General features: G+C 66.8%; 17 protein-coding genes and 2 pseudogenes. 12 read left to right on the top strand and 7 right to left on the bottom strand.

Going from position 1 to position 18808, the window contains the following annotated elements; translation table 11 throughout:
* Positions 1 to 111: 111 nt before the first annotated feature.
* Both purL and LY44_RS09790 read right to left on the bottom strand, forming a co-directional pair.
* Complete coding sequence (gene purL / locus LY44_RS09795) at positions 112 to 2274, bottom strand: phosphoribosylformylglycinamidine synthase subunit PurL (protein ID WP_055211987.1); 2163 nt, start codon at positions 2272 to 2274, stop codon at positions 112 to 114.
* Between the two features lie 394 nt (positions 2275 to 2668).
* Positions 2669 to 3577, bottom strand: coding sequence for a LysR family transcriptional regulator (locus tag LY44_RS09790; protein WP_055211569.1), 909 nt, complete (start codon positions 3575 to 3577; stop codon positions 2669 to 2671).
* Positions 3578 to 3824: 247 nt separating this feature from the next.
* Between LY44_RS09790 and murI the strand changes: the two genes are divergently transcribed.
* Entirely contained in the window at positions 3825 to 4637 is an 813-nt protein-coding gene (gene murI / locus LY44_RS09785; RefSeq protein WP_055211567.1) for a glutamate racemase, read from the top strand.
* A gap of 3 nt (positions 4638 to 4640) precedes the next feature.
* Here the strand turns inward: murI and LY44_RS09780 are convergent, their stop codons facing one another.
* Complete coding sequence (locus LY44_RS09780; protein WP_160320049.1) at positions 4641 to 5384, bottom strand: DUF805 domain-containing protein; 744 nt, start codon at positions 5382 to 5384, stop codon at positions 4641 to 4643.
* A 75-nt stretch (positions 5385 to 5459) separates the two neighbouring features.
* On the opposite strand from LY44_RS09780, the gene argC reads away from it, so the two are divergent.
* The 4 genes from argC (at position 5460) to LY44_RS09760 (ending at position 8132) form a co-directional block, all read left to right on the top strand.
* The gene (gene argC / locus LY44_RS09775) at positions 5460 to 6488 is read left to right on the top strand and encodes an N-acetyl-gamma-glutamyl-phosphate reductase (RefSeq protein ID WP_055211565.1); all 1029 of its coding nucleotides are present in this window, start codon (positions 5460 to 5462) and stop codon (positions 6486 to 6488) included.
* Positions 6489 to 6503: 15 nt separating this feature from the next.
* Positions 6504 to 6956, top strand: coding sequence for a cytochrome c maturation protein CcmE (gene ccmE, locus LY44_RS09770; RefSeq protein WP_055211563.1), 453 nt, complete (start codon positions 6504 to 6506; stop codon positions 6954 to 6956).
* Positions 6957 to 7020: 64 nt separating this feature from the next.
* Entirely contained in the window at positions 7021 to 7647 is a 627-nt protein-coding gene (locus tag LY44_RS09765; protein WP_055211561.1) for a holin-associated N-acetylmuramidase, read from the top strand.
* Positions 7638 to 8132, top strand: coding sequence for a holin family protein (locus LY44_RS09760; protein WP_055211559.1), 495 nt, complete (start codon positions 7638 to 7640; stop codon positions 8130 to 8132). Before LY44_RS09765 ends, LY44_RS09760 begins: the two co-directional genes overlap by 10 nt.
* Here the strand turns inward: LY44_RS09760 and LY44_RS18280 are convergent.
* Positions 8133 to 8234: pseudogene (locus LY44_RS18280) on the bottom strand (arginase); the annotation flags it as partial.
* Positions 8235 to 8384: 150 nt separating this feature from the next.
* Entirely contained in the window at positions 8385 to 10094 is a 1710-nt protein-coding gene (gene metG / locus LY44_RS09750) for a methionine--tRNA ligase (protein WP_055211557.1), read from the bottom strand.
* A 201-nt stretch (positions 10095 to 10295) separates the two neighbouring features.
* On the opposite strand from metG, the gene LY44_RS09745 reads away from it, so the two are divergent.
* Positions 10296 to 11972 carry a putative bifunctional diguanylate cyclase/phosphodiesterase gene (locus LY44_RS09745; RefSeq protein WP_055211555.1) on the top strand — a complete coding sequence of 559 codons (1677 nt, stop codon included), beginning with the start codon at positions 10296 to 10298 and terminating at the stop codon, positions 11970 to 11972.
* Between the two features lie 135 nt (positions 11973 to 12107).
* Complete coding sequence (locus LY44_RS09740; RefSeq protein ID WP_055211985.1) at positions 12108 to 12728, top strand: class I SAM-dependent methyltransferase; 621 nt, start codon at positions 12108 to 12110, stop codon at positions 12726 to 12728.
* Between the two features lie 15 nt (positions 12729 to 12743).
* Here LY44_RS09740 and mopB read toward each other — a convergent pair.
* A pseudogene (gene mopB / locus LY44_RS09735) lies at positions 12744 to 13581 on the bottom strand (molybdenum-pterin-binding protein MopB).
* 264 nt (positions 13582 to 13845) lie between these two features.
* On the opposite strand from mopB, the gene mopA reads away from it, so the two are divergent.
* The 5 genes from mopA to modD are packed head-to-tail and all read left to right on the top strand — an operon-like array spanning position 13846 to position 18054.
* On the top strand, positions 13846 to 14643 hold the full coding sequence (gene mopA, locus LY44_RS09730; protein ID WP_055211553.1) for a molybdenum-pterin-binding protein MopA: 798 nt from the start codon (positions 13846 to 13848) through the stop codon (positions 14641 to 14643).
* Positions 14644 to 14673: 30 nt separating this feature from the next.
* Positions 14674 to 15432, top strand: coding sequence for a molybdate ABC transporter substrate-binding protein (gene modA, locus LY44_RS09725; RefSeq protein WP_055211551.1), 759 nt, complete (start codon positions 14674 to 14676; stop codon positions 15430 to 15432).
* 4 nt (positions 15433 to 15436) lie between these two features.
* Entirely contained in the window at positions 15437 to 16123 is a 687-nt protein-coding gene (modB, locus tag LY44_RS09720) for a molybdate ABC transporter permease subunit (RefSeq protein WP_055211549.1), read from the top strand.
* Positions 16120 to 17211 carry a molybdenum ABC transporter ATP-binding protein gene (gene modC / locus LY44_RS09715; protein WP_055211547.1) on the top strand — a complete coding sequence of 364 codons (1092 nt, stop codon included), beginning with the start codon at positions 16120 to 16122 and terminating at the stop codon, positions 17209 to 17211. The genes modB and modC overlap by 4 nt, the downstream gene beginning before the upstream one ends.
* Before the next feature lie 3 nt (positions 17212 to 17214).
* On the top strand, positions 17215 to 18054 hold the full coding sequence (modD, locus tag LY44_RS09710; RefSeq protein ID WP_055211545.1) for a ModD protein: 840 nt from the start codon (positions 17215 to 17217) through the stop codon (positions 18052 to 18054).
* Positions 18055 to 18057: 3 nt separating this feature from the next.
* On the opposite strand, the gene LY44_RS09705 is transcribed toward modD, so the two are convergent.
* Positions 18058 to 18808 (bottom strand): NifB/NifX family molybdenum-iron cluster-binding protein (locus LY44_RS09705; protein ID WP_282957871.1); only part of this gene is annotated, 751 nt, incomplete at its 5' end.

Genomic DNA, 18808 nt, shown 5'->3' with positions numbered 1-18808 from the left:
GGGGGGGGGGGGGGGGGGGGGGGGGGGGGGGGGGGGGGGGGGGGGGGGGGGGGGGCGTCAGATGCCGCGAGCTTCGGGGGGCGTCGGCGACGGCCCCCGAAGCGCAGGTGTTCAGCCTTCGACGGCGGCGGCAAAGGCGGTGCGGTAAAGCGTGCTGAGGTCCGCCAGCGGCGCGGTGTCGGCGCCAAGGGCAACGGTGTCGCCGCCGAAGATGCCGACACGGTCGAGCGGCACCCCGGCCGCCTGCGCCGCGGCTTCCAGCGCCTCGGCCCCGGCCTCGTCACAGGCGACAAGGTAGCGGGCCTGATCCTCGCCGAACAGCTGCGCGATGTCGCCGCTGTCAAGCTGCACGCCGATCCCGGCGGCCTCGGCCATCTCGAAGGCCGCCAGCGCCAGACCGCCATCGGTCAGATCGGCGGCGGCTTTCAGCACCCGGCCATTGGCGCGGATGAATTCGCCATGCTTGCGTTCATCGGCCAGATCGACCGGCGGCGCGTCGCCCGCTTCGATTCCGAAAGCCTCGGCAGCCAGCGCCGATTGCCCCAGATGGCCATGGGTGACGCCGATCACCAGCGCGATGTCGCCCGCTTCCGGCAGCCCGCCGATCAGATCGTCGAGCGATTTCAGCAGGCCCACGGCGCCGATCGTCGGCGTCGGCAGGATGCCCGAACCGTCGGTTTCGTTGTAAAGCGAGACGTTGCCCGAGACGATCGGGAAATCGAGCGCCTTGCAGGCTTCGCTGATGCCTTTGATCGCGCCGACGAACTGGCCCATGATCTCGGGCTTTTCCGGGTTGCCGAAGTTCATGTTGTCGGTGGTGGCCAAGGGCAGGGCGCCGACGGCGGACAGGTTGCGATAGGCTTCCGCCACCGCCTGCTTGCCGCCCTCGAACGGGTTGGCTTTCACGTAACGCGGCGTCACGTCGGAGGTGAAGGCCAACGCCTTGTCGGTGCCATGGATCCGCACCACCCCGGCGCCCAGACCCGGACGGCGCACGGTGTCGCCCATCACCTGCGTGTCATATTGCTCGAACACCCAGTTTTTCGCCGCATAGTTCGGCGCGCCGATCAGCGCTTTCAGCGCGGCAATCGGAGTGATTTCGGGCAGCTGACCCAGCGGTTCGGCGGGCGGCGTTTCCACCCAGGGCCGGTTGTATTCCGGCGCCGCCGAAGACAGTTTCGACAGCGGCAGATCGGCCTTCACCTCGCCCTTGTGCAGGATCAGGAAGCGGTCCTCGGCAATCGTCTCGCCGACGATGGCGAAATCCAGATCCCATTTTTCAAAGATCGCCCGCGCCTCGGCCTCTTTTTCGGGCTTCAGCACCATGAGCATGCGTTCCTGACTCTCAGAAAGCATCATCTCATAGGCGGTCATGTTCTTTTCGCGCTGCGGCACGGCATCCAGGGTCAGCTTGATGCCCAGGCCCCCCTTGTCGCCCATCTCCACCGCCGAACAGGTCAGGCCCGCGGCGCCCATGTCCTGGATCGAGATGACGGCATCGGTCTGCATCAGCTCCATGCAGGCTTCCATCAGGCATTTCTCGGTGAAGGGGTCGCCGACTTGCACGGTCGGGCGTTTCTCCTCGATCGTGTCGTCGAATTCCGCCGAGGCCATGGTGGCGCCGCCGACGCCATCGCGACCGGTCTTGGCACCCAGATAGACGACCGGCATGCCGACGCCCGAGGCGGCGCAATAAAAGATGTTGTCGGTTTGTGCCAGGCCCGCGGCAAAAGCATTCACCAGGCAGTTGCCGTTGTAGCTGTGGTGAAAGCGCACTTCGCCGCCGACATTGGGCACGCCGAAGCAGTTGCCGTAGCCGCCCACGCCCTCGACCACGCCCTTGACCAGATGCGGGGTTTTCGGATGGCTCGGCACGCCGAAGGACAGGCTGTCCATCGCCGCGATCGGCCGCGCGCCCATGGTGAAGACATCGCGCAGGATGCCGCCGACGCCCGTCGCCGCGCCCTGATGCGGTTCGATGTAGCTGGGGTGGTTGTGGCTTTCCATCTTGAAGATGATCGCCTGCCCGTCGCCGATATCGACGACGCCCGCGTTTTCGCCGGGGCCGCAGATCACCTGCGGGCCGGTGGTGTGCAGCGTGCGCAGCCAGACCTTGGACGACTTGTAGGAGCAATGCTCGTTCCACATCGCCGAGAAGATGCCCAGCTCGGTGAAGCTCGGCGCGCGGCCGATGATCTCGAGGATGCGCTGATACTCATCCGGTTTCAGCCCATGGGCGGCAATCAGGTCGGGGGTGATCTGCGGCTCGGTCATCGGCTCCTCCGGCATCGGCTTTGGCTTCCCTTAGAACATCGGCGCCGGTCGGGGAAGGGGAGAGCAGGGCTTGCGCAAGGTTTTTGCCCGCGCGGCGTGGCGCCGATGCACGCGCCGATGCACGAAGGGGGGGGGGGCGACGGCGCGGCGAAGCGACATGCCCCCGATCCAAAACGACACCCTGCCGCAGAATAAAAAAAGGGCCGAGACAAGCTCGGCCTTAGTCCAACAGGGAGGTAGAAGGTGATGCGCGTTTCCGCAACTCATCGCCTTCGGAGCCTGATTTATGGGCAGAATAAGAACGGTTCAAGGAGAATCATGCTGCGGGTGCAGCATGGCTGCTATGCGTTGCACGAATGTCTGGGGTCGCTTCGCAGTTGCAGGCCTGCCGGGCTCACTCGACGGCCGCCTCGCCCGTCTGCGCGCGGCGATAGGCGAGGATCTCTTCCTGCACGAAATCGCGGAAGGCATTGACCCGGCGCGAGGAGCGCAGTTCCTCGGGATAGGCCAGAAAGACCGGCACTTCGACCGACTCGACCGCGGGCAGGACGCGTTCCAGATGCGGGAAATCGGCGGTCAGATAATCGGGCAGCACGCCGACGCCGATATGGTTCAGGACGCCCTGCAGCACGCCGAAATAATTGTTTACCATCAGCGTCGAGGGCACGCCATGCGCCATCACGCTCTGGGTCAGATGCGCGCCCGCCTGCACCTGCGGCGTGGCGGGGTTCTGGCAGATCAGCCGGTGCTTCGACATCTCCTCGATCCGCTCGGGGCGGCCGGCGCGGGCGATGTATTCGGGCGTCGCATAAAGCCGCATCCGGATGTTGATCAGCCGCTTGCGGATCAGATCGGCCTGGGCCGGTTCCTTCATCCGGATCGCCACATCGGCTTCGCGCATCGGCAGGTCCAGCACCCGCTCTTCCAGCATCAGGTCGATTTTCAGGTCGGGGTAGCGGTCGTAAAGCTTGACCAGCCGCGGCGCCAGCCACATCGTGCCAAAGCCCACGGTGGAGGTCACCTTCAGCTCGCCGAAGACCTCTTCCTCGCTGTCGCGGATCCGCGCGGCGGCGGCATCCAGCTTTTTCGCCATCGTCGAGGTGGCGTCGAACAGCAATTCGCCCTGTTCGGTCAGGATCAGGCCGCGGGCGTGACGGTGAAAGAGGGTGGTGCCAAGCGATTCTTCCAGCGCCCGGATCTGTCGGCTGACCGCCGATTGCGACAGGTGCAGCGCATCGCCCGCATGGGTCAACGACCCGGCATCCGCCACCGCGTGGAAGATGCGCAACTTGTCCCAGTCCATGCCCTGCACGACGCCACCTGTTCATACCTGTTCTGCATCGGCTGCATACCTAAAACGCCGTCTCTTCACAAATGGCTTTCGGTCAAATTCACTGTTAGCGCGTAAACTTTGTTGTTACAGGCGCTTTTGTGCATCCATGCAGAGGTTGCGGGAGGGCCAACTCGCGCAATAGGCGTTTATTTCCGCCTCCGAGAGGCTTAGAACCAAGGAAAGCGCGGTTCAGGCGCAAACGGGTGGAGAGGCAGGCATGGCAGTTGGAGTTTTCGACAGTGGGCTGGGCGGTCTGACGGTCTATGAGGCGGTCTCGAAGCGGCTGCCCGAGGTGGCCTTTGTCTATTACGGTGACAATGCCCATGCGCCCTATGGCGTGCGCACCCCCGACGACATCTACAACCTGACCTGCAAGGGCGTCGAACGGCTGTGGGACGAGGGCTGCGATCTGGTGATTCTGGCCTGCAACACGGCCTCGGCTGCGGCGCTGAAGAAGATGCAGGAACACTGGATCCCGAAGGACAAGCGGGTGCTGGGTGTCTTCGTGCCCTTGATCGAGGCGCTGACCGAACGGCAATGGGGCGACAACTCTCCGCCGCGGGAAGTGGCGGTGAAACATGTGGCGCTGTTTGCGACGCCCGCCACTGTGGCCTCGCGCGCGTTTCAGCGCGAACTCGCCTATCGCGCCATCGGCGTCGATGTCGAGGCGCAGCCCTGCGGCGGCGTCGTCGATGCGATCGAGGCGGGGGATGAGATCCTGGCCGAGGCGCTGGTGCGTTCGCATGTCGAGGCGCTCAAGCGCCGGATGCCGCATCCCGAGGCGGCGATCCTGGGCTGCACCCATTACCCCTTGATGCAAAAGACCTTTCAGGAGGCTTTGGGGCCGCAGGTCAAGGTTTACAGCCAGGCCAATCTGGTGGCCGAAAGCCTGGCCGATTATCTGACCCGCAAGCCCGAATTCCTGGGGGCGGGCAAGGTGTCGAAATTCCTGACCACCGGCGATGCGGCCTCGGTCTCGATGCATGCGACGCAGTTCCTGCGCCACCGGATCAGCTTCGAGGCCGCCTGAGGCTCAGCCGAAGCGGTTCGGCCCCGGCGTGCCGCGCGAACACATGAAGACGAACATCGCGATCATGTAGGCGAGGCTCAGCAGCGACATCAGCCCGAAAACGGCAAGGGCGGCCGCTTCGGGCGTGCCGCCCGCGGCCTGGGTCGCGACGCCGAGCAGGCCGATCATCAGACCCGCCGGGATCAGCGCCAGATAGAAGCCGCCGACCCACCAGCCCGAGCGGTCGGTGTCATGCAGCCGCCGCACCGTCACCGAGAGCGAGGGCAGAAAGGTCGCCAGCGAGACAAGGCCGCTCAGCACCGCGCCGTCGCGGCCCATCGTCGTCTCCAGAATGCCGCCGACGAAGCCGAGGAGCAGGCAGAACAGGAAGAACCACCAATATTCCGAGCGGCTCGCCCGGCCACGGAAGGTGACATATTTCTGGAAGCAGACCTTGATCGCCTCGATGAAGCTGCGCGCGGGCGCGGCGCCCGAAGCGCCCGCGCCATGGGACCCGGCGCCCGGATAGCCCGCGCCCGGGTAAGCCGCGCCCGGCATCGCGGGCGGTCCGGCGGGCGGCGCGGCGGGGGCGAGGGGCTGCGGCGCAAAGGCGAAATGCCGGTCTGCGCGGTCCCAATTGGCCATCCCCCCGGACCAGACCAGCGTGTCGGCCTTGACCCGTCCGGCCCGGATCAGATCGCGGATCACCAATTCGTCCACCGGGCCTTCGCTCTTGCCCGCCCATGCGTAATGCCACGCCTTCGCCATGAAACCCTCGCGCAAACTTTGCTTGCGTGGCACCTTAGCCTGAGGCAGGACGGGGCGACAATTGCGGAGACGACAATGACCCAGAAAATCGCCATCCTCGGGGCTTCGGGCTATACCGGCGCCGAGCTTGCCCGGATCATCGCGACCCATCCCGAAATGGAGATCACGGCGCTGTCGGGCGACCGAAAGGCCGGGATGCGCATGGGCGATGTCTTTCCGCATCTGCGCCATATGGGTCTGCCCGATCTGGTGAAGATCGAGGAGATCGATTTTTCCGCCATCGATCTGGCCTTCTGCGCGCTGCCGCATGCGACCTCGCAGGCGGTGATTGCCGAGCTGCCGCGCGATCTGAAGGTGGTGGACCTTTCCGCCGATTTCCGGCTGCGCGATGCCGCCGAATACGAAAAATGGTATGGCAAGCCGCATGCGGCGATGGATCTGCAGGCCGAGGCGGTCTACGGGCTGACCGAATTCTACCGCGACGAGCTGAAGACGGCGCGGCTTTGCGCGGGCACCGGCTGCAACGCGGCGGCCGGGCAATATGCGATCCGTCCGCTGATCGAGGCGGGGGTGATCGATCTTGATGAAATCGTCATCGACCTGAAGGCGGGGGTTTCCGGCGCCGGGCGCGCGCTGAAGGAAAACCTTTTGCATGCGGAGCTGGCGGGCGGCACCATGCCCTATTCGGCGGGGGGCAAGCACCGGCATCTGGGCGAATTCGATCAGGAGTTTTCCAAGGCCGCCGGGCGGCCGGTGCGGGTGCAGTTCACGCCGCATCTGATGCCCTTCAACCGCGGCATTCTGGCCACCGTCTATGTCCGCGGCACCCCCGAAGACATCCATGCCGCGCTGGCCGCGCGCTATGAACACGAAGTGTTCCTCGAGGTGCTGCCCTTTGGCCAGCTGGCCTCGACGCGCTCGATCGCCGGGTCGAATTTCGTCCATCTGGGCGTGATCGGCGACCGGCTGCCGGGCCGCGCGGTCGTCACCGTGGCGCTCGACAACCTCACCAAGGGCTCTTCGGGGCAGGCGATCCAGAACGCCAACCTGATGCTCGGCCTGCCCGAAACCCTGGGGCTGATGCTGGCCCCGGTCTTCCCGTAACGCAGGGGCAGGACGATGAAAAACCTGAAGAAAACGCGGCGCATCCAGATTTTGGCGGTGGCGGGGGGCGCGCTTGTGCTCTCGACCCTGCTGATCGGCTACGGCATGCGCGACGGCATCAACTTCTTCCGCGCCCCCTCGCAGATCATCGCCGAACCCCCCGCCGCGGGCGAGGTGTTCCGTCTGGGCGGTCTGGTCGAGGAAGGCACGCTGGTGCGCGGGCAGGGCGAGGCGATCACCTTCAAGGTCACTGATGGCGGCGCCTCGGTGCCGGTCACCTTCACCGGCGTGCTGCCCGACCTCTTTGGCGAGGGCAAGGGCATGGTCGGCACCGGCGCGATGGTCGATGGCGTCTTCGTGGCGCGCGAAATCCTGGCCAAGCATGACGAAAACTACATGCCCAAGGAAGTGACCGAGGCGCTGAAGGAACAGGGCGTCTATCGCGATCCGACCCAGCCCGAGGGCTGAACGCGCCCGTTGCCGATCGTTAACCTGATTTCGTCACCCTTTGCGCTCAGCCAAGGGGGACCGGATGAGATCTGTCTACGAGATTGCCAGGGAAATCGTCGCCCGCGAGGGTGGCTATGTGAACGACCCCTCCGATCCCGGGGGGGCGACGAACTACGGGGTGACGCTGGGCACGTTGCAGCGGCTTGGCCTCGATCTGAACCGCGACGGGGTGGTGAGCACGCGTGACCTGCGGCTCATCTCCCCCGATCAGGCGGCCGAGATCTATGTCACGCATTATTTCAAGGCACCGAAGCTGGATCAGCTGCCCGCGGCGCTGCAGGCCTCGGTCTTCGACATGCAGGTGAATGCGGGCGCGCAGGCGATCCGCCTTTTGCAGGAGCTGCTGGGCCGGATGGGCCATCCGGTGGCCGTCGATGGCGTGCTGGGGCCGCAGACGATCGCTGCGGCGCAGGCGGCGGCGGCGCAGGCGGCGGCGGCGCGCGAGCCGCAGCTTTTCGCCGATGCCTACGGGATCGCGCGGCGGAATTATTACTACGATCTGGCCGAGCGCCGCCCGGCGAGCCGCAAATATGCGACGACGCGGGCGGGCACCAAGGGCGGCTGGATCCTGCGCGCCGAGGAATTCATCTCGCCCCGCTTCCATCTGAGCGCGGCACAGCATCGGGCACGGGTGGCGACATGGGGCTGATCGGGACGATTCTGGGCTCGCCCGCGGCGACGGGGGCGATCGGGACGGCGGTGACCTCGGTGGCCGAGGTCTTCACGCCGAATGCGACGAAGAAGCTGGAGGCCGATGCGGCGGCCTGGCAGGCGGCGCTTGCCGAACACGGGGCCGAGTTCCAATACGCCCGGCCCGGGCTGTTCGACCGTTTCGTCAACGGCTTGAACCGGTTGCCGCGGCCGATGCTGGCCTTGGGCACGCTGGGACTTTTCGTCTATGCGATGATCGATCCGGCGGGGTTCGCGGCGCGGATGGTCGGGCTCAATGCGGTGCCGGAGCCGCTCTGGTGGCTTCTGGGCGCCATCGTCGGGTTCTATTTCGGCGCGCGGGAATTTCATTACAGCCGTGCCCGGATGATCCCCGCCCCGGCGCCGGTCGTCGCCCCCGAGGACAATCCGGCGCTGAGCGAATTCCTGTCGAAAGGCGCCGCCGGGGCCGCGCCCGCGACGTGATCAATACATCCGGGTGGGCCGGTCGAAGACCTTCCGGCCCATCAGCGAGGCGATCTGATCCACCATCAGTTCCGCCGTGCGACCGCGTTGACCGAGCGGAGGCGCAAAAGGGGGCTGTCTGCCCCCTCTTCGGGCTTTGCCCGAATTCACCCCCGAGGATATTTCAGCCAAGGTGAAATGGCATGACTTTCATCTTGCCAAAAATACCTCGGGGGGAGTCCGCTTGCGGACCGGGGGGCAGCGCCCCCCGCCTTACTCCCGCCGACCGGCGAAGCGCTTCGCCCAGTCTTCGCGCTCCTCGTCGGTGATCTTGCGGAAGAGGTTCTCCGGCACCGCAAAGGCATGGCCCGCGGGCAGAACCCGCAGCGCGGCATCCAGATCCTCGGGCCAGGACCAGTCGTCGCAGTTCAGCGCCGTCATGATCGCCTGCGCCGCATCCGGGATGAAGGGACGCGAGAGCACGGCATAAAGCCGGATCAGATGCAGCGCGAAGGCGATGATGCCGCGCGCGGCGGCCTCGTCGGTCTTCACCACGCTCCAGGGCGCGGCGGCCTGCAGATATTCGTTGCCCAGCACCCAGAGCCCGCGGAGTTCCTCGGCGGCGCGGCGGACGTGAATTTCGTCCATCGCCTTTTCGTAAGCCGCCAGCCCGTCGCGGAACTGCGCCATCAGCGCGGTTTCGCGTTCGGTCATCGCCACGGCGGCGGGCATTTCGGGGCCGAATTTCGAATTGCAGAACTTCGTCACCCGGCTGACCAGGTTGCCCAGCACATCGGCCAGATCCTTGTTCACCGAGGCCTGGAAATTCTCCCAGGTAAATTCGGCATCGGCGCTTTCGGGCGCGTGGCTGAGCAGCCACCAGCGCCAGTAATCCGAAGGCAGGATGCCGAGCGCCTGATCCATGAAGACGCCGCGCCCGCGCGAGGTGGAGAACTGGCCGCCGTCATAGTTCAGATAGTTGAAGGACTTGATGTAATCGACCAGCTTCCACGGCTCGGCCGACCCAAGGATCGTCGAGGGGAAGGACAGCGTATGGAACGGCACGTTGTCCTTGCCCATGAACTGGGTATAGGTCACGTCGCCCGCGCCCTGATCGAGCCGCCACCAGCGCGCCCAGTCGCCGCCGGTCTTCTCGGCCCATTCCTGCGTGCCCGCGATATATTCGATCGGCGCGTCGAACCAGACATAGAAGACCTTGCCCTCCATCCCCGCCCAGGGCGCGCCCGGAAATTGCGCCGGAACGCCCCAGCTCAGATCGCGGGTGATGCCGCGGTCCTGCAGACCCTCGCCGTCAAAGAGCCATTTCTTCGCGATCGAGGTCGAAAGCACCGGCCAGTCGGTCTTGCTGTCGATCCAGGCGGCCAGCTTGTCCTTCATCGCCGACTGGCGCAGGAACAGATGCTTCGTCTCGCGCATTTCCAGATCGGTCGAGCCCGAGATCACCGAACGCGGGTTGATCAGATCGACCGGGTCAAGCTGCTTGGTGCAATTGTCGCATTGATCGCCGCGGGCGCTCTCGAAGCCGCAATTCGGGCAGGTGCCCTCGATGTAGCGGTCGGGCAGGAAGCGGCCGTCGGTCACCGAATACATCTGTTTTTCGGTGACTTCGCGGATCAGCCCCTGATCGGCCAGCGCCTTGGCGAAATGCTGGGTCAGGGCGCGGTTCTGCGGGCTTGAAGACCGGCCGAAGTGATCGAAGCTCAGCCGGAAGCCGCCCGCGATCGCCGCCTGCACGTCATGCATTTCCGCGCAATAGGCGGCGACGGGCTTGCCCGCCTTGGCCGCGGCCAGTTCCGCCGGGGTGCCGTGTTCGTCGGTCGCACAGATGAACATCACCTCGTGGCCGCGCCCGCGCAGATAGCGCGCGTAAAGATCGGCCGGCAACTGGCTGCCCACAAGGTTGCCCAGATGCTTGATGCCGTTGATATAGGGAATCGCCGAGGTGATGAGATGACGCGCCATGACCCTTGCCCGCTTGCCGCAACTGCAGCCCTTTAGCGTGGCAGGCCGTCGCTGGCCAGAGGGTTTCGCCCTTTTGACCGCGCGACCTGCGACAGTCCGTCTTATGGAAAGACACAATCTCGTGCTTGCGGAACTGAACGAAGCAGTGCACAGCTTAGACGTGTGGCGGCCCCTCCCCGTCAGCATGCAGCGGACTCCAGAATGGACTATTCCTGGCCCACCCGCGGGGCGCCAGATGATGGCGTCGTCGCAATCGATGCGCAGGGCCGCATCGATTATCTGAACGCTGCGGCCGCGGCGCTGTTCGGCTATGTCCCGGAGGCGCTGCTGGGCCAACTGCTGGAAATCCTGATCCCTGAACCGCAGGCCGCTGTCCATGCGCGATTGCGTCGCGCCTTTGCCGCGGGCAAGGTGCCGCTGGCGATCGGGCGGATGCGCGCGGTGCGCGGACGGCGCCGCGACGGCACCGAGATCGCGCTGCATGTCATCCTGAAACGCGATGCCGATACCGGACGGGTCTTCGCCTTCCTGCATCCGCTCGAACGGCCGGGCCGCGGCCGGATCGAAAGCCGCGAGGCGGGCGAGGATCCGCTGACCGGCCTGCCGGACCGGCGCGCGCTGCGCAGCGATCTGGATGCGGTGCTGACCCGTGCCGATCCGACGCAGCCGCAGGTCTGCCTGCTGTTCGTCGAGATCGACCCCTTCGCGGGCAACCGCGCCGCCGTCGATCCCGCCCATCACGAGGCGCTGATGCGGTCCTGTGCCGACCGGCTCGAGCGGCTCGAAACCGAGGCCGTGACGCTTTATCGCTCGGGCGAGGACGGGTTCGTGTTCCTGATGGTGCAGGAGGCGGGGGCGGCGATCCCCGGGCCGCAGCTGACGCGGGTGATGACGGCGCTGCGGGCGCCGTTCGAGATCGGCGGTCAGCCCCTGCATCTGGAATTCGGCATCGGCCATGCCTGCGCGCCGGAGCATGGCGCCCATGCGGGCGAGCTGATCGCCAATGCGGCGCTGGCGCTGGCGGCGTCGAAGGCGGCGTTCAACCGCCCCACCGGCTATGACGAAAGCCTGCGCAACCGGGTCGAGCACCGGCACCGGCTGTTGCGCGACCTGCGGGCCGCGGTGGAACGGCGCGAATTCGAGCTGTTCTACCAGCCGCAGGTCGATCTGGCGAGCGGGCAGATCGTGGCGCTGGAGGCGCTGTTGCGCTGGCGTCACCCGGAATGGGGGCTGCTTCTGCCCGGCGCCTTCATGGAGGTGCTCAGCGCCTCGGAGCTGTCGCTGGCGGTGGGGGACTGGGTCCTGCGCGAGGCCTGCACCCAGGTCGCGATCTGGAACCGGCACCGCAAGGCGCCGCTGACGGTGGCGGTGAACGTCTTCCCGCGCCAGTTCGACCGCGACATCCTGCCCGCGGCGATCACCCGCGCCCTTGCCGAAAGCGGCCTGCCGCCGCGGCTGCTCGAGATCGAGATCACCGAGAACATCGTGATCGACCCCGCCGCCCAAAGCACCGAAGTCTTCGAGGCGCTGACCGCGACCGGGGTGGCGCTGGTGCTGGACGATTTCGGCACCGGCTATGCCTCGCTCACCTGTCTGGCCCGGCATCCGGTGCAGAAACTCAAGATCGACAAGAGCTTCGTGGCCGGGCTCGACACCGGCCCCGGCTATCGGGCGATCCTGAAATCGCTGCAGGCGCTGGCCGGGACGCTGGGGCTTGGCACCGTGGTCGAGGGGGTGGAGACCGAGGAAACCGCGGCGCTGATGCGCGATTTCGGCTTCGAGGTCGGGCAGGGCTTTTTCTGGAGCCGCCCGCTGGAGCGCGAAGACTGCGCCCGCGCGCTGGGACTTGTCGGGCAGGGGGCGGATGCCTGGGTGTGATTGTTAATTGAGCGGACGATCAAAAACGACTTCTTGAAAAGCAAAAACGACAAAATTCTTGATGTTTTCCCGGCGCTGCAACAGGGTGCAGGCGAAAGTGATTCGATCCACAGGGGTTCGGGGGAAGGTCTCGGGATGCACACGGAAGCGATTGCCCGCAGCTACAAGCGCTGGGCGCCGATCTATGACAGAACCTTTGGCAAGATCACCCATGCCGGGCGTCATCATGCCGTGCGCGAGGTGAACGCCTCGGGCGGTGCGGTTCTGGAGGTGGGCATCGGCACCGGGCTGGCGCTGGATCTTTACGAGCCCTCGAAAGTCGCGGTGACCGGCATCGATCTGTCGCCCGACATGCTGGCCAAGGCGCAGGCGCGGGCCGAGGCGCAGGGGCTGCGCAACGTCGCCGGGCTGCACATCATGGATGCGCGCGAACTGGCCTTTGAGGACGAAAGCTTCGATCACGTCGTGGCGCTGCACATCATGTCGGTGGTGCCCGAGCCGCGCCGGGTGATGGCGGAAATGGCGCGGGTCTGCCGCGTCGGCGGCACGGTGCTGATCACCAACCATTTCGCCCGCGAAAAGGGCGGCTGGGGCGTCGCGGCGAAACTGGCCGCGCCGATGGCCGATGCGCTGGGCTGGCATTCCGACTTCTCGCGCGATCAGGTGATGGCCGAACCGCGGCTGAAACTGGTCGAGGAAACCCGCCTGCCGCCCTTCGGCCTGATGACCTATCTGCGCTTCCGTCGCGTCGCGTAAGCGCCGGCCCCGCCCTCAGGGCAGGGCCAGGATCACATGGCTCGACTTGATCAGGGCCGTCGTCTCCACGCCGGGGTGCAGATCCAGCATCTCGGCGCTGTCGCGGGTGATCGTCGCGGTGATCGTCTTTCCGCCGCCCAGATCCAGCGTGATCTCGCTCGAAAGCGCGGCGTCGATCCGCTCGATCACCCGGCCCTGCAGCCGGTTGCGCACCGACAGCCGTTCCGGCACGCCCGCCCCCGCCAGCAGGACGAAATTCGATTTCACCAGCGCCAGCACCTCCGATCCCGGCGCCAGCCGCATCTCGGCCGCCGAGCGCGCGGTGATCACCGCCGTCAGATCCTGCCCCTCGCCCAGCCGCATCCGCACCTGCGCCGCCACGTCATCGGCCGCCACCGCCCAGACCTTGCAGGCCCAGGCATTGCGCGCCGAGGTCCGCAAGGACAGCCCCCGCAGCACCTCGGCCGGATCAAGGTTCAGGCTTTTCTCGAAACTGGACAAAAGTTTGGCCACGCCCTCCTCGATCGCGCCATAGGCCGCGATCAGCTTTTCGCCCGCGGGCGTCAGCGCCGCGCCGCCCCCCGCCTTGCCGCCCGGCGCCGCGGTGACGACCGGGGCGGACAGCAGGTTGTTCATCGCCTGCACCCCGTCCCAGGCCGCCTTGTAGGACAGCCCGACCTCGCGCGCCGCCGCCGAAATCGAGCCGGTGCGCCCGATCGCCGCCAGCAGCGCCACCCGTTCCGCCCCCATCCGCGCGCCCGTCCGTTCCAGCACCAGCGCCCCGCGCATTCCGTCCGTCATCGCCGCCTCCCGTTTCGCCGTCTCCCGCTTCGTTGCCGCCATTGTGGCGCAAACCGGCCCCGGGGGCCACTGCCGCAAGCGTCCCGCCGACTCATGGCCCCGCGTTATGGCCCCGCGCCGAAACCGGCATATCCGTGCGTCCAGCGCCCAAATCGCGGGCAATGTTCCAAAAACAGCCCGTTTTGGCATCACTTGGCATGGGATATGAAGATGCGGGTGATAACGGCGCCGGGTGCAACCGACAAGGCTCTGCCCTTCCGGAAAAACCATCGCTATTAGTCATGGCTATATAACGAGACACGCTTCGGACCCTGCCATGAACGAACAGCCCCTCATCGCTGCCCTGAGCCTGCAACGCGCGGGGGCGCCGCGGGTGGGCGGCGACCGGATCCGGCTGCTCGAAGCGATCGCCCGTCACGGCACGATTGCCGCCGCCGCCCGCGAGGTCGGTCTGTCCTACAAGACTGCCTGGGATGCGGTCGGCACGCTCAACAACCTGTTCGAACAGCCGCTGGTCGAGGCCGCGCCGGGGGGCCGCACCGGCGGCAATGCCCGCGTGACCGAGGCGGGGCGGGCGCTGATTGCCGGGTTCGATCTGCTGGAAGGCGCGCTGACCAAGGCGCTGAGCGTGCTCGAAGGCGGCGTCACCGCGCCGGAAAAAGCCCTCAACACGCTTTGGAGCCTGACGATGCGCACTTCGAACCGCAACACCCTGCGTTGCACCGTCACCCGCGTCACGCCTGGCGCGGTCAATGCCGAGGTGGAGCTGGCGCTGACCGACGGCCACAGCCTGACCGCGGTGATCACCGAACGCTCGGTCCGCGACATGGGCCTGGCCCCGGGGGTCGAGGTCTTCGCACTGATCAAGGCCAGTTTCGTGATGCTGGCCGCGGGGGGCGATCCGGGCCGGATTTCCGCCTGCAACCGGCTGACCGGCATCGTCGCCGCCCGCACCGACGGGCCGGTGAACAGCGAGATCATCCTCGATCTGGGCAATTGCAAATCGATCACCGCCGTCATCACCCACACCAGCGCCGATGCGCTGGGGCTCGCCCCCGGCGTGCCCGCCACCGCGCTGTTCAAGGCCAGCCATGTCATCCTGGCGATGCCCTGAGCCCTCTTCCCCGACAGAAAGGACACCGAGATGACCCATTTCCCGCAGACCCTGCGCGCAGGCGCGACCGCGCTTGCCCTCGTGATGGGGCTTGCCCTGCCCGCCGCCGCGGGCGAGGTGATCGCCGCCGTCGCCGCCAATTTCACCGAACCGGCGAAAGAAATCGGCGCTCTTTTCACCGAAAAGACCGGCCATAGCGTCACCTATGCCTTCGGTCCCTCGGGGCAGTTCTACACCCAGATCACGCAAGGCGCGCCCTTCGAGGTCTTCCTTTCGGCCGATGCCGCGCGCCCGAAAAAGGCGATCGAGGAAGGCTACGCCGTCGCGGGCAGTGATTTCACCTATGCGGTGGGCAAGCTGGTGCTGTGGTCGGCCGATCCGGCCCGGGTCGATGACACGGGCGCGGTGCTGAAAACCGATCTCGAACATGTCGCGATCGCCGATCCGAAATCCGCCCCCTATGGCGCCGCCGCGATCGAGGTGATGCAGAAGCTTGGCGTCTACGAGACGCTGGAGCCGAAGCTGGTCACCGGCAAGAGCATCAGCCAGACCTATGAATTCGCCGCGACGGGCAATGCCCCGGTCGGTTTCGTCGCCTGGTCGCAGGTGATCGGCAAGGCGGGCGGGTCAAGCTGGATGGTGCCTGCCGATCTTTACGCCCCGATCCTGCAGGATGCGGTCCTGCTGAAGACCGGCGCCGAGGACGAGGCGGCAAAAGCCTATCTCGACTTCCTGAAATCGCCCGAAGCCTTGGACGTGATCCGGAAATACGGTTACGACGTCAAATGACCAGATGATGGAGGGGACCCTGCTCGACGCGGAGATGCTGACGACACTGGCGCTGACGCTGAAACTGGCGACGGTGACGACAGTGCTGCTTCTGGTTCTGGGAACCCCCCTTGCCTGGTGGCTTTCGCGGGGCGGCGGTCTTTGGAAAGAGATCGTCGCCACGCTGGTTTCGCTGCCGATCGTGCTGCCGCCGACGGTGCTGGGCTTTTACCTCTTGATCGCGATGGGGCCGCATTCGCCGCTGACCGATCTTCTGGGCGTCAAGCTTTCCTTCACCTTCGCGGGGCTTGTCGTCGGCTCGGTCGTCTATTCGCTGCCCTTTGTCGTCAACCCGATCCGCAACGCCTTTGCTGCGATGGGGCCGCGCCCGATGGAGGTGGCGGCGACCCTGCGCGCCTCTCCCTTGAACGCGTTTTTCACCGTCGCCCTGCCGCAGGCGACGCCCGGGCTGATCACCGGCGCCATCCTCGGCTTTGCGCATACGGTCGGCGAATTCGGCGTCGTCCTGATGATCGGCGGCGGCATTCCGGGGCAGACCAAGGTGCTGTCGGTCACCATCTTCGACTATGTCGAGACGCTGGAATGGGACAAGGCGCATGTGCTGGCGGGGGGCATGCTGGCGATGTCTTTCGTGGTGATCCTCGCCATGATGCTGATCGAGCGCCGCTTCGGCACCGGGGCCCGGCGATGATCTCGGCGCGGTTCACCGGGCGGCAGGGCGAGTTCACCCTCGATGCGGCCTTTGACGTGCCGGGGCAGGGGGTGACGGCGCTCTTTGGTCCCTCGGGCTGCGGCAAGACCACGGTGCTGCGCTGCATGGCCGGGCTGGCGCGGTTGCCGGGCGGACATCTGACGGTGAATGGCGTGACCTGGCAGGAGGGGCGCCGCATCACCCCGCCGCATCGCCGCGCCGTGGGCTATGTGTTTCAGGAGGCAAGCCTTTTCACCCATCTTTCGGTGCATGAAAACCTGATCTACGGGCTGAGACGCGCCCGCGGTCCGCTCAGGATTTCCGAAGCCGAGGTCACCCAGCTTCTGGGCATCGCGCCGCTTCTGAGCCGTCCCACCGCGACGCTTTCGGGCGGCGAGCGGCAGCGCGTCGCCATCGGCCGGGCGCTTCTGTCGCAGCCGGAACTGCTGTTGATGGACGAGCCGCTTTCCGCGCTCGACCGGATTTCGCGTGACGAGATCCTGCCCTATCTCGAACGGCTGCATGCGAGTTTGCAGATGCCGGTGATCCTTGTCAGCCATGACCTGTCCGAGGTCGAACGGCTGGCCGATACGCTGGTGTTGATGGAGGCGGGCCGGGTCCGGGCCGCAGGCCCCATCGCCGCGATGCAGGCCGACCCGAACCTGCCGCTGATCCACCGTCCTGATCTGGCGGCGGTGATCGAGGGGGTGGTGGTCGCCCTTGACCCCGCCTATGGGCTGAGCACCCTGCAGGTGCCGGGCGGGCGGATTGTCGTGCCGGGCAATCTTGGCCCGATCGGCACGCGGCGGCGGTTGCGCGTGCCCGCGACCGATGTCAGCCTGGGCCGCCATGCGCCCAGCGACACCACGATTTTGAACGCCCTGCCCGCGCTGATCCTTGGCGCCGAGGCCGCCGCGGGCTATCAGGTCACCGTGCGGCTGGCGCTGGGCGCATCGGGCGAGGGCGCGAGCCTTCTTGCCCGCGTTTCGCGCAAGTCCTTTGACTTGCTCGGGTTTCAGCCCGGGGAAAAGGTGGTGGCGCGGCTCAAGGCGATGGCGCTGAGCGCGCCTGCGCAGACCGGAGGGTAAGGGATGTTCCTGATCGACGACACCGCGCTGATGGCGCTCATTCGCGAAGACGTGCCCGCGGGCGATCTGACGACGCGCAGTCTGGGGCTGGCCGCCGAGGCGGGCGAGCTGACGATGCGGGCGCGCGGGGCCATGACCGTCGCCTGTTCCGAAGAGGCCGTGCGGATCCTGCAGCTTCTGGGCGCCGAGGCCTGGATCGCCACCGCCTCGGGGCGGCAGGTCGAGGGCGGCGAGATGCTGCTTTTCGCCCGCGGTCAGGTCGAAGCGCTGCTGGCGGGCTGGAAAGTGGCGCAAAATCTGATCGAATGGGCTTCGGGTCTGGCGTCCTCGGCCACGGCGATCGTCGCGGCGGCGAGGGCGGTGAACCCGGCGGTGACGGTGGCCTGCACCCGCAAATCGGTGCCGGGCACGCGGGCGTTGTCCTTGCGGGCGGTGACTGTGGGGGGCGCGACGGTGCATCGCACCGGGCTTTCGGACAGTGTCCTGCTCTTTGCCGAGCATCGCGCCTTTGGTGGGGACGACGCTTTGGCCAGCCAGATTGCCCGGCTGCGCGCGATCTGTCCCGAACGCAAGGTGGTCGTCGAAGTGGCCGATGTCGCCGAGGCTTTGGCCGCGGCGCAGGCCGGGGCCGAGGTGCTGCAGCTGGAGAAATTCCCGCCCGCGCAGGTGGCGGAAGTCGTCGCCGGGCTGCCCGCCGACTGGCGCGGCCATGTTGCGGCGGCGGGCGGCATCACTGCCGCGAATGCCGCCGCCTATGCGGCGGCGGGGGCGCAGGTTCTGGTGACCTCGGCCCCCTTCACCGCGCCGCCGCGCGATGTCGCCGTCTGGATCGGCCCGGCCTGATCCTTACGCTGTAATGGCTTGTTTTTGGGCCATTCTTTCGCGGTACAGCGAAAGAATGGCGGGCTCGATATAGTCCTGCGCCCAGCTGTCGCGGGCGGTGATGCCGGCGGCGGCCAGGCCCTCGCGCGGGCAGTCGCCGATCTTTGCGACCAGAACCGTGTCGATGCCGTCAAGCGCCGCGATGACGCGCTCCAGCCGGTCTTCCTCGCCGCCGCCGTCGACGCAATAGTTGTCGCAGCGGCGGTGAAAGGCGAAGCGCACGCCGGTCGCGTCGACCTCGAAGACCTGGAACTCGGTCGCATGGCCGAAATGCTGGTTGATCCGGCCGCCGCCCTGGGTCGTCACCGCCACCAGAAGCTTCGGCGAGCTCGCCGCGCAGGCCGCCTCGGTCGCTTCCTGCGCGGCTTTTGCCGCGGCGCGGCGGTCTTCGCGCTCGGCCCCCACCCAGTCGCGATAGGTTTCGCGCGCCGCGCCGTCATAGACCGGCGCCTCGGGCACCAGATCGAGGGTGAATTCCTGACCGCGGTCTTCGCCCAGCAGGCCCACCGCATCGGCGCGGCATTGGCGGCAGTGCTTCATCAGATTGGCGCCGCCCGCGCAGGCCTCCTGCACCGCCAGAAGCTCGGCCGCGGTGGGCCCGCGCTGCCCGGTCAGGCCGAAATGCGTGCCATGTTCGGGCGCCGAAATCAGCGGCATGATGTTGTGCAAAAACGCGCCGCGGCGTTTGACTTCGCGGTTCACCTCCAGCAGGTGT

The sequence above is a fragment of the Rhodobacter capsulatus genome (assembly GCF_003254295.1).
GTDB classification, from domain to species: domain Bacteria; phylum Pseudomonadota; class Alphaproteobacteria; order Rhodobacterales; family Rhodobacteraceae; genus Rhodobacter; species Rhodobacter capsulatus.
This window is presented reverse-complemented; position numbering and strand designations above follow the sequence as displayed.

Bases quoted from the DNA above. Each gene is read 5' to 3' on its own strand.
- purL (WP_055211987.1), bottom strand. From the start codon at position 2,274: ATGACCGAGCCGCAGATCACCCCCGACCTGATTGCCGCCCATGGGCTG.
- LY44_RS09790 (WP_055211569.1), bottom strand. From the start codon at position 3,577: ATGGACTGGGACAAGTTGCGCATCTTCCACGCGGTGGCGGATGCCGGG.
- murI (WP_055211567.1), top strand. From the start codon at position 3,825: ATGGCAGTTGGAGTTTTCGACAGTGGGCTGGGCGGTCTGACGGTCTAT.
- LY44_RS09780 (WP_160320049.1), bottom strand. From the start codon at position 5,384: ATGGCGAAGGCGTGGCATTACGCATGGGCGGGCAAGAGCGAAGGCCCG.
- argC (WP_055211565.1), top strand. From the start codon at position 5,460: ATGACCCAGAAAATCGCCATCCTCGGGGCTTCGGGCTATACCGGCGCC.
- ccmE (WP_055211563.1), top strand. From the start codon at position 6,504: ATGAAAAACCTGAAGAAAACGCGGCGCATCCAGATTTTGGCGGTGGCG.
- LY44_RS09765 (WP_055211561.1), top strand. From the start codon at position 7,021: ATGAGATCTGTCTACGAGATTGCCAGGGAAATCGTCGCCCGCGAGGGT.
- LY44_RS09760 (WP_055211559.1), top strand. From the start codon at position 7,638: ATGGGGCTGATCGGGACGATTCTGGGCTCGCCCGCGGCGACGGGGGCG.
- metG (WP_055211557.1), bottom strand. From the start codon at position 10,094: ATGGCGCGTCATCTCATCACCTCGGCGATTCCCTATATCAACGGCATC.
- LY44_RS09745 (WP_055211555.1), top strand. From the start codon at position 10,296: ATGGACTATTCCTGGCCCACCCGCGGGGCGCCAGATGATGGCGTCGTC.
- LY44_RS09740 (WP_055211985.1), top strand. From the start codon at position 12,108: ATGCACACGGAAGCGATTGCCCGCAGCTACAAGCGCTGGGCGCCGATC.
- mopA (WP_055211553.1), top strand. From the start codon at position 13,846: ATGAACGAACAGCCCCTCATCGCTGCCCTGAGCCTGCAACGCGCGGGG.
- modA (WP_055211551.1), top strand. From the start codon at position 14,674: ATGACCCATTTCCCGCAGACCCTGCGCGCAGGCGCGACCGCGCTTGCC.
- modB (WP_055211549.1), top strand. From the start codon at position 15,437: ATGATGGAGGGGACCCTGCTCGACGCGGAGATGCTGACGACACTGGCG.
- modC (WP_055211547.1), top strand. From the start codon at position 16,120: ATGATCTCGGCGCGGTTCACCGGGCGGCAGGGCGAGTTCACCCTCGAT.
- modD (WP_055211545.1), top strand. From the start codon at position 17,215: ATGTTCCTGATCGACGACACCGCGCTGATGGCGCTCATTCGCGAAGAC.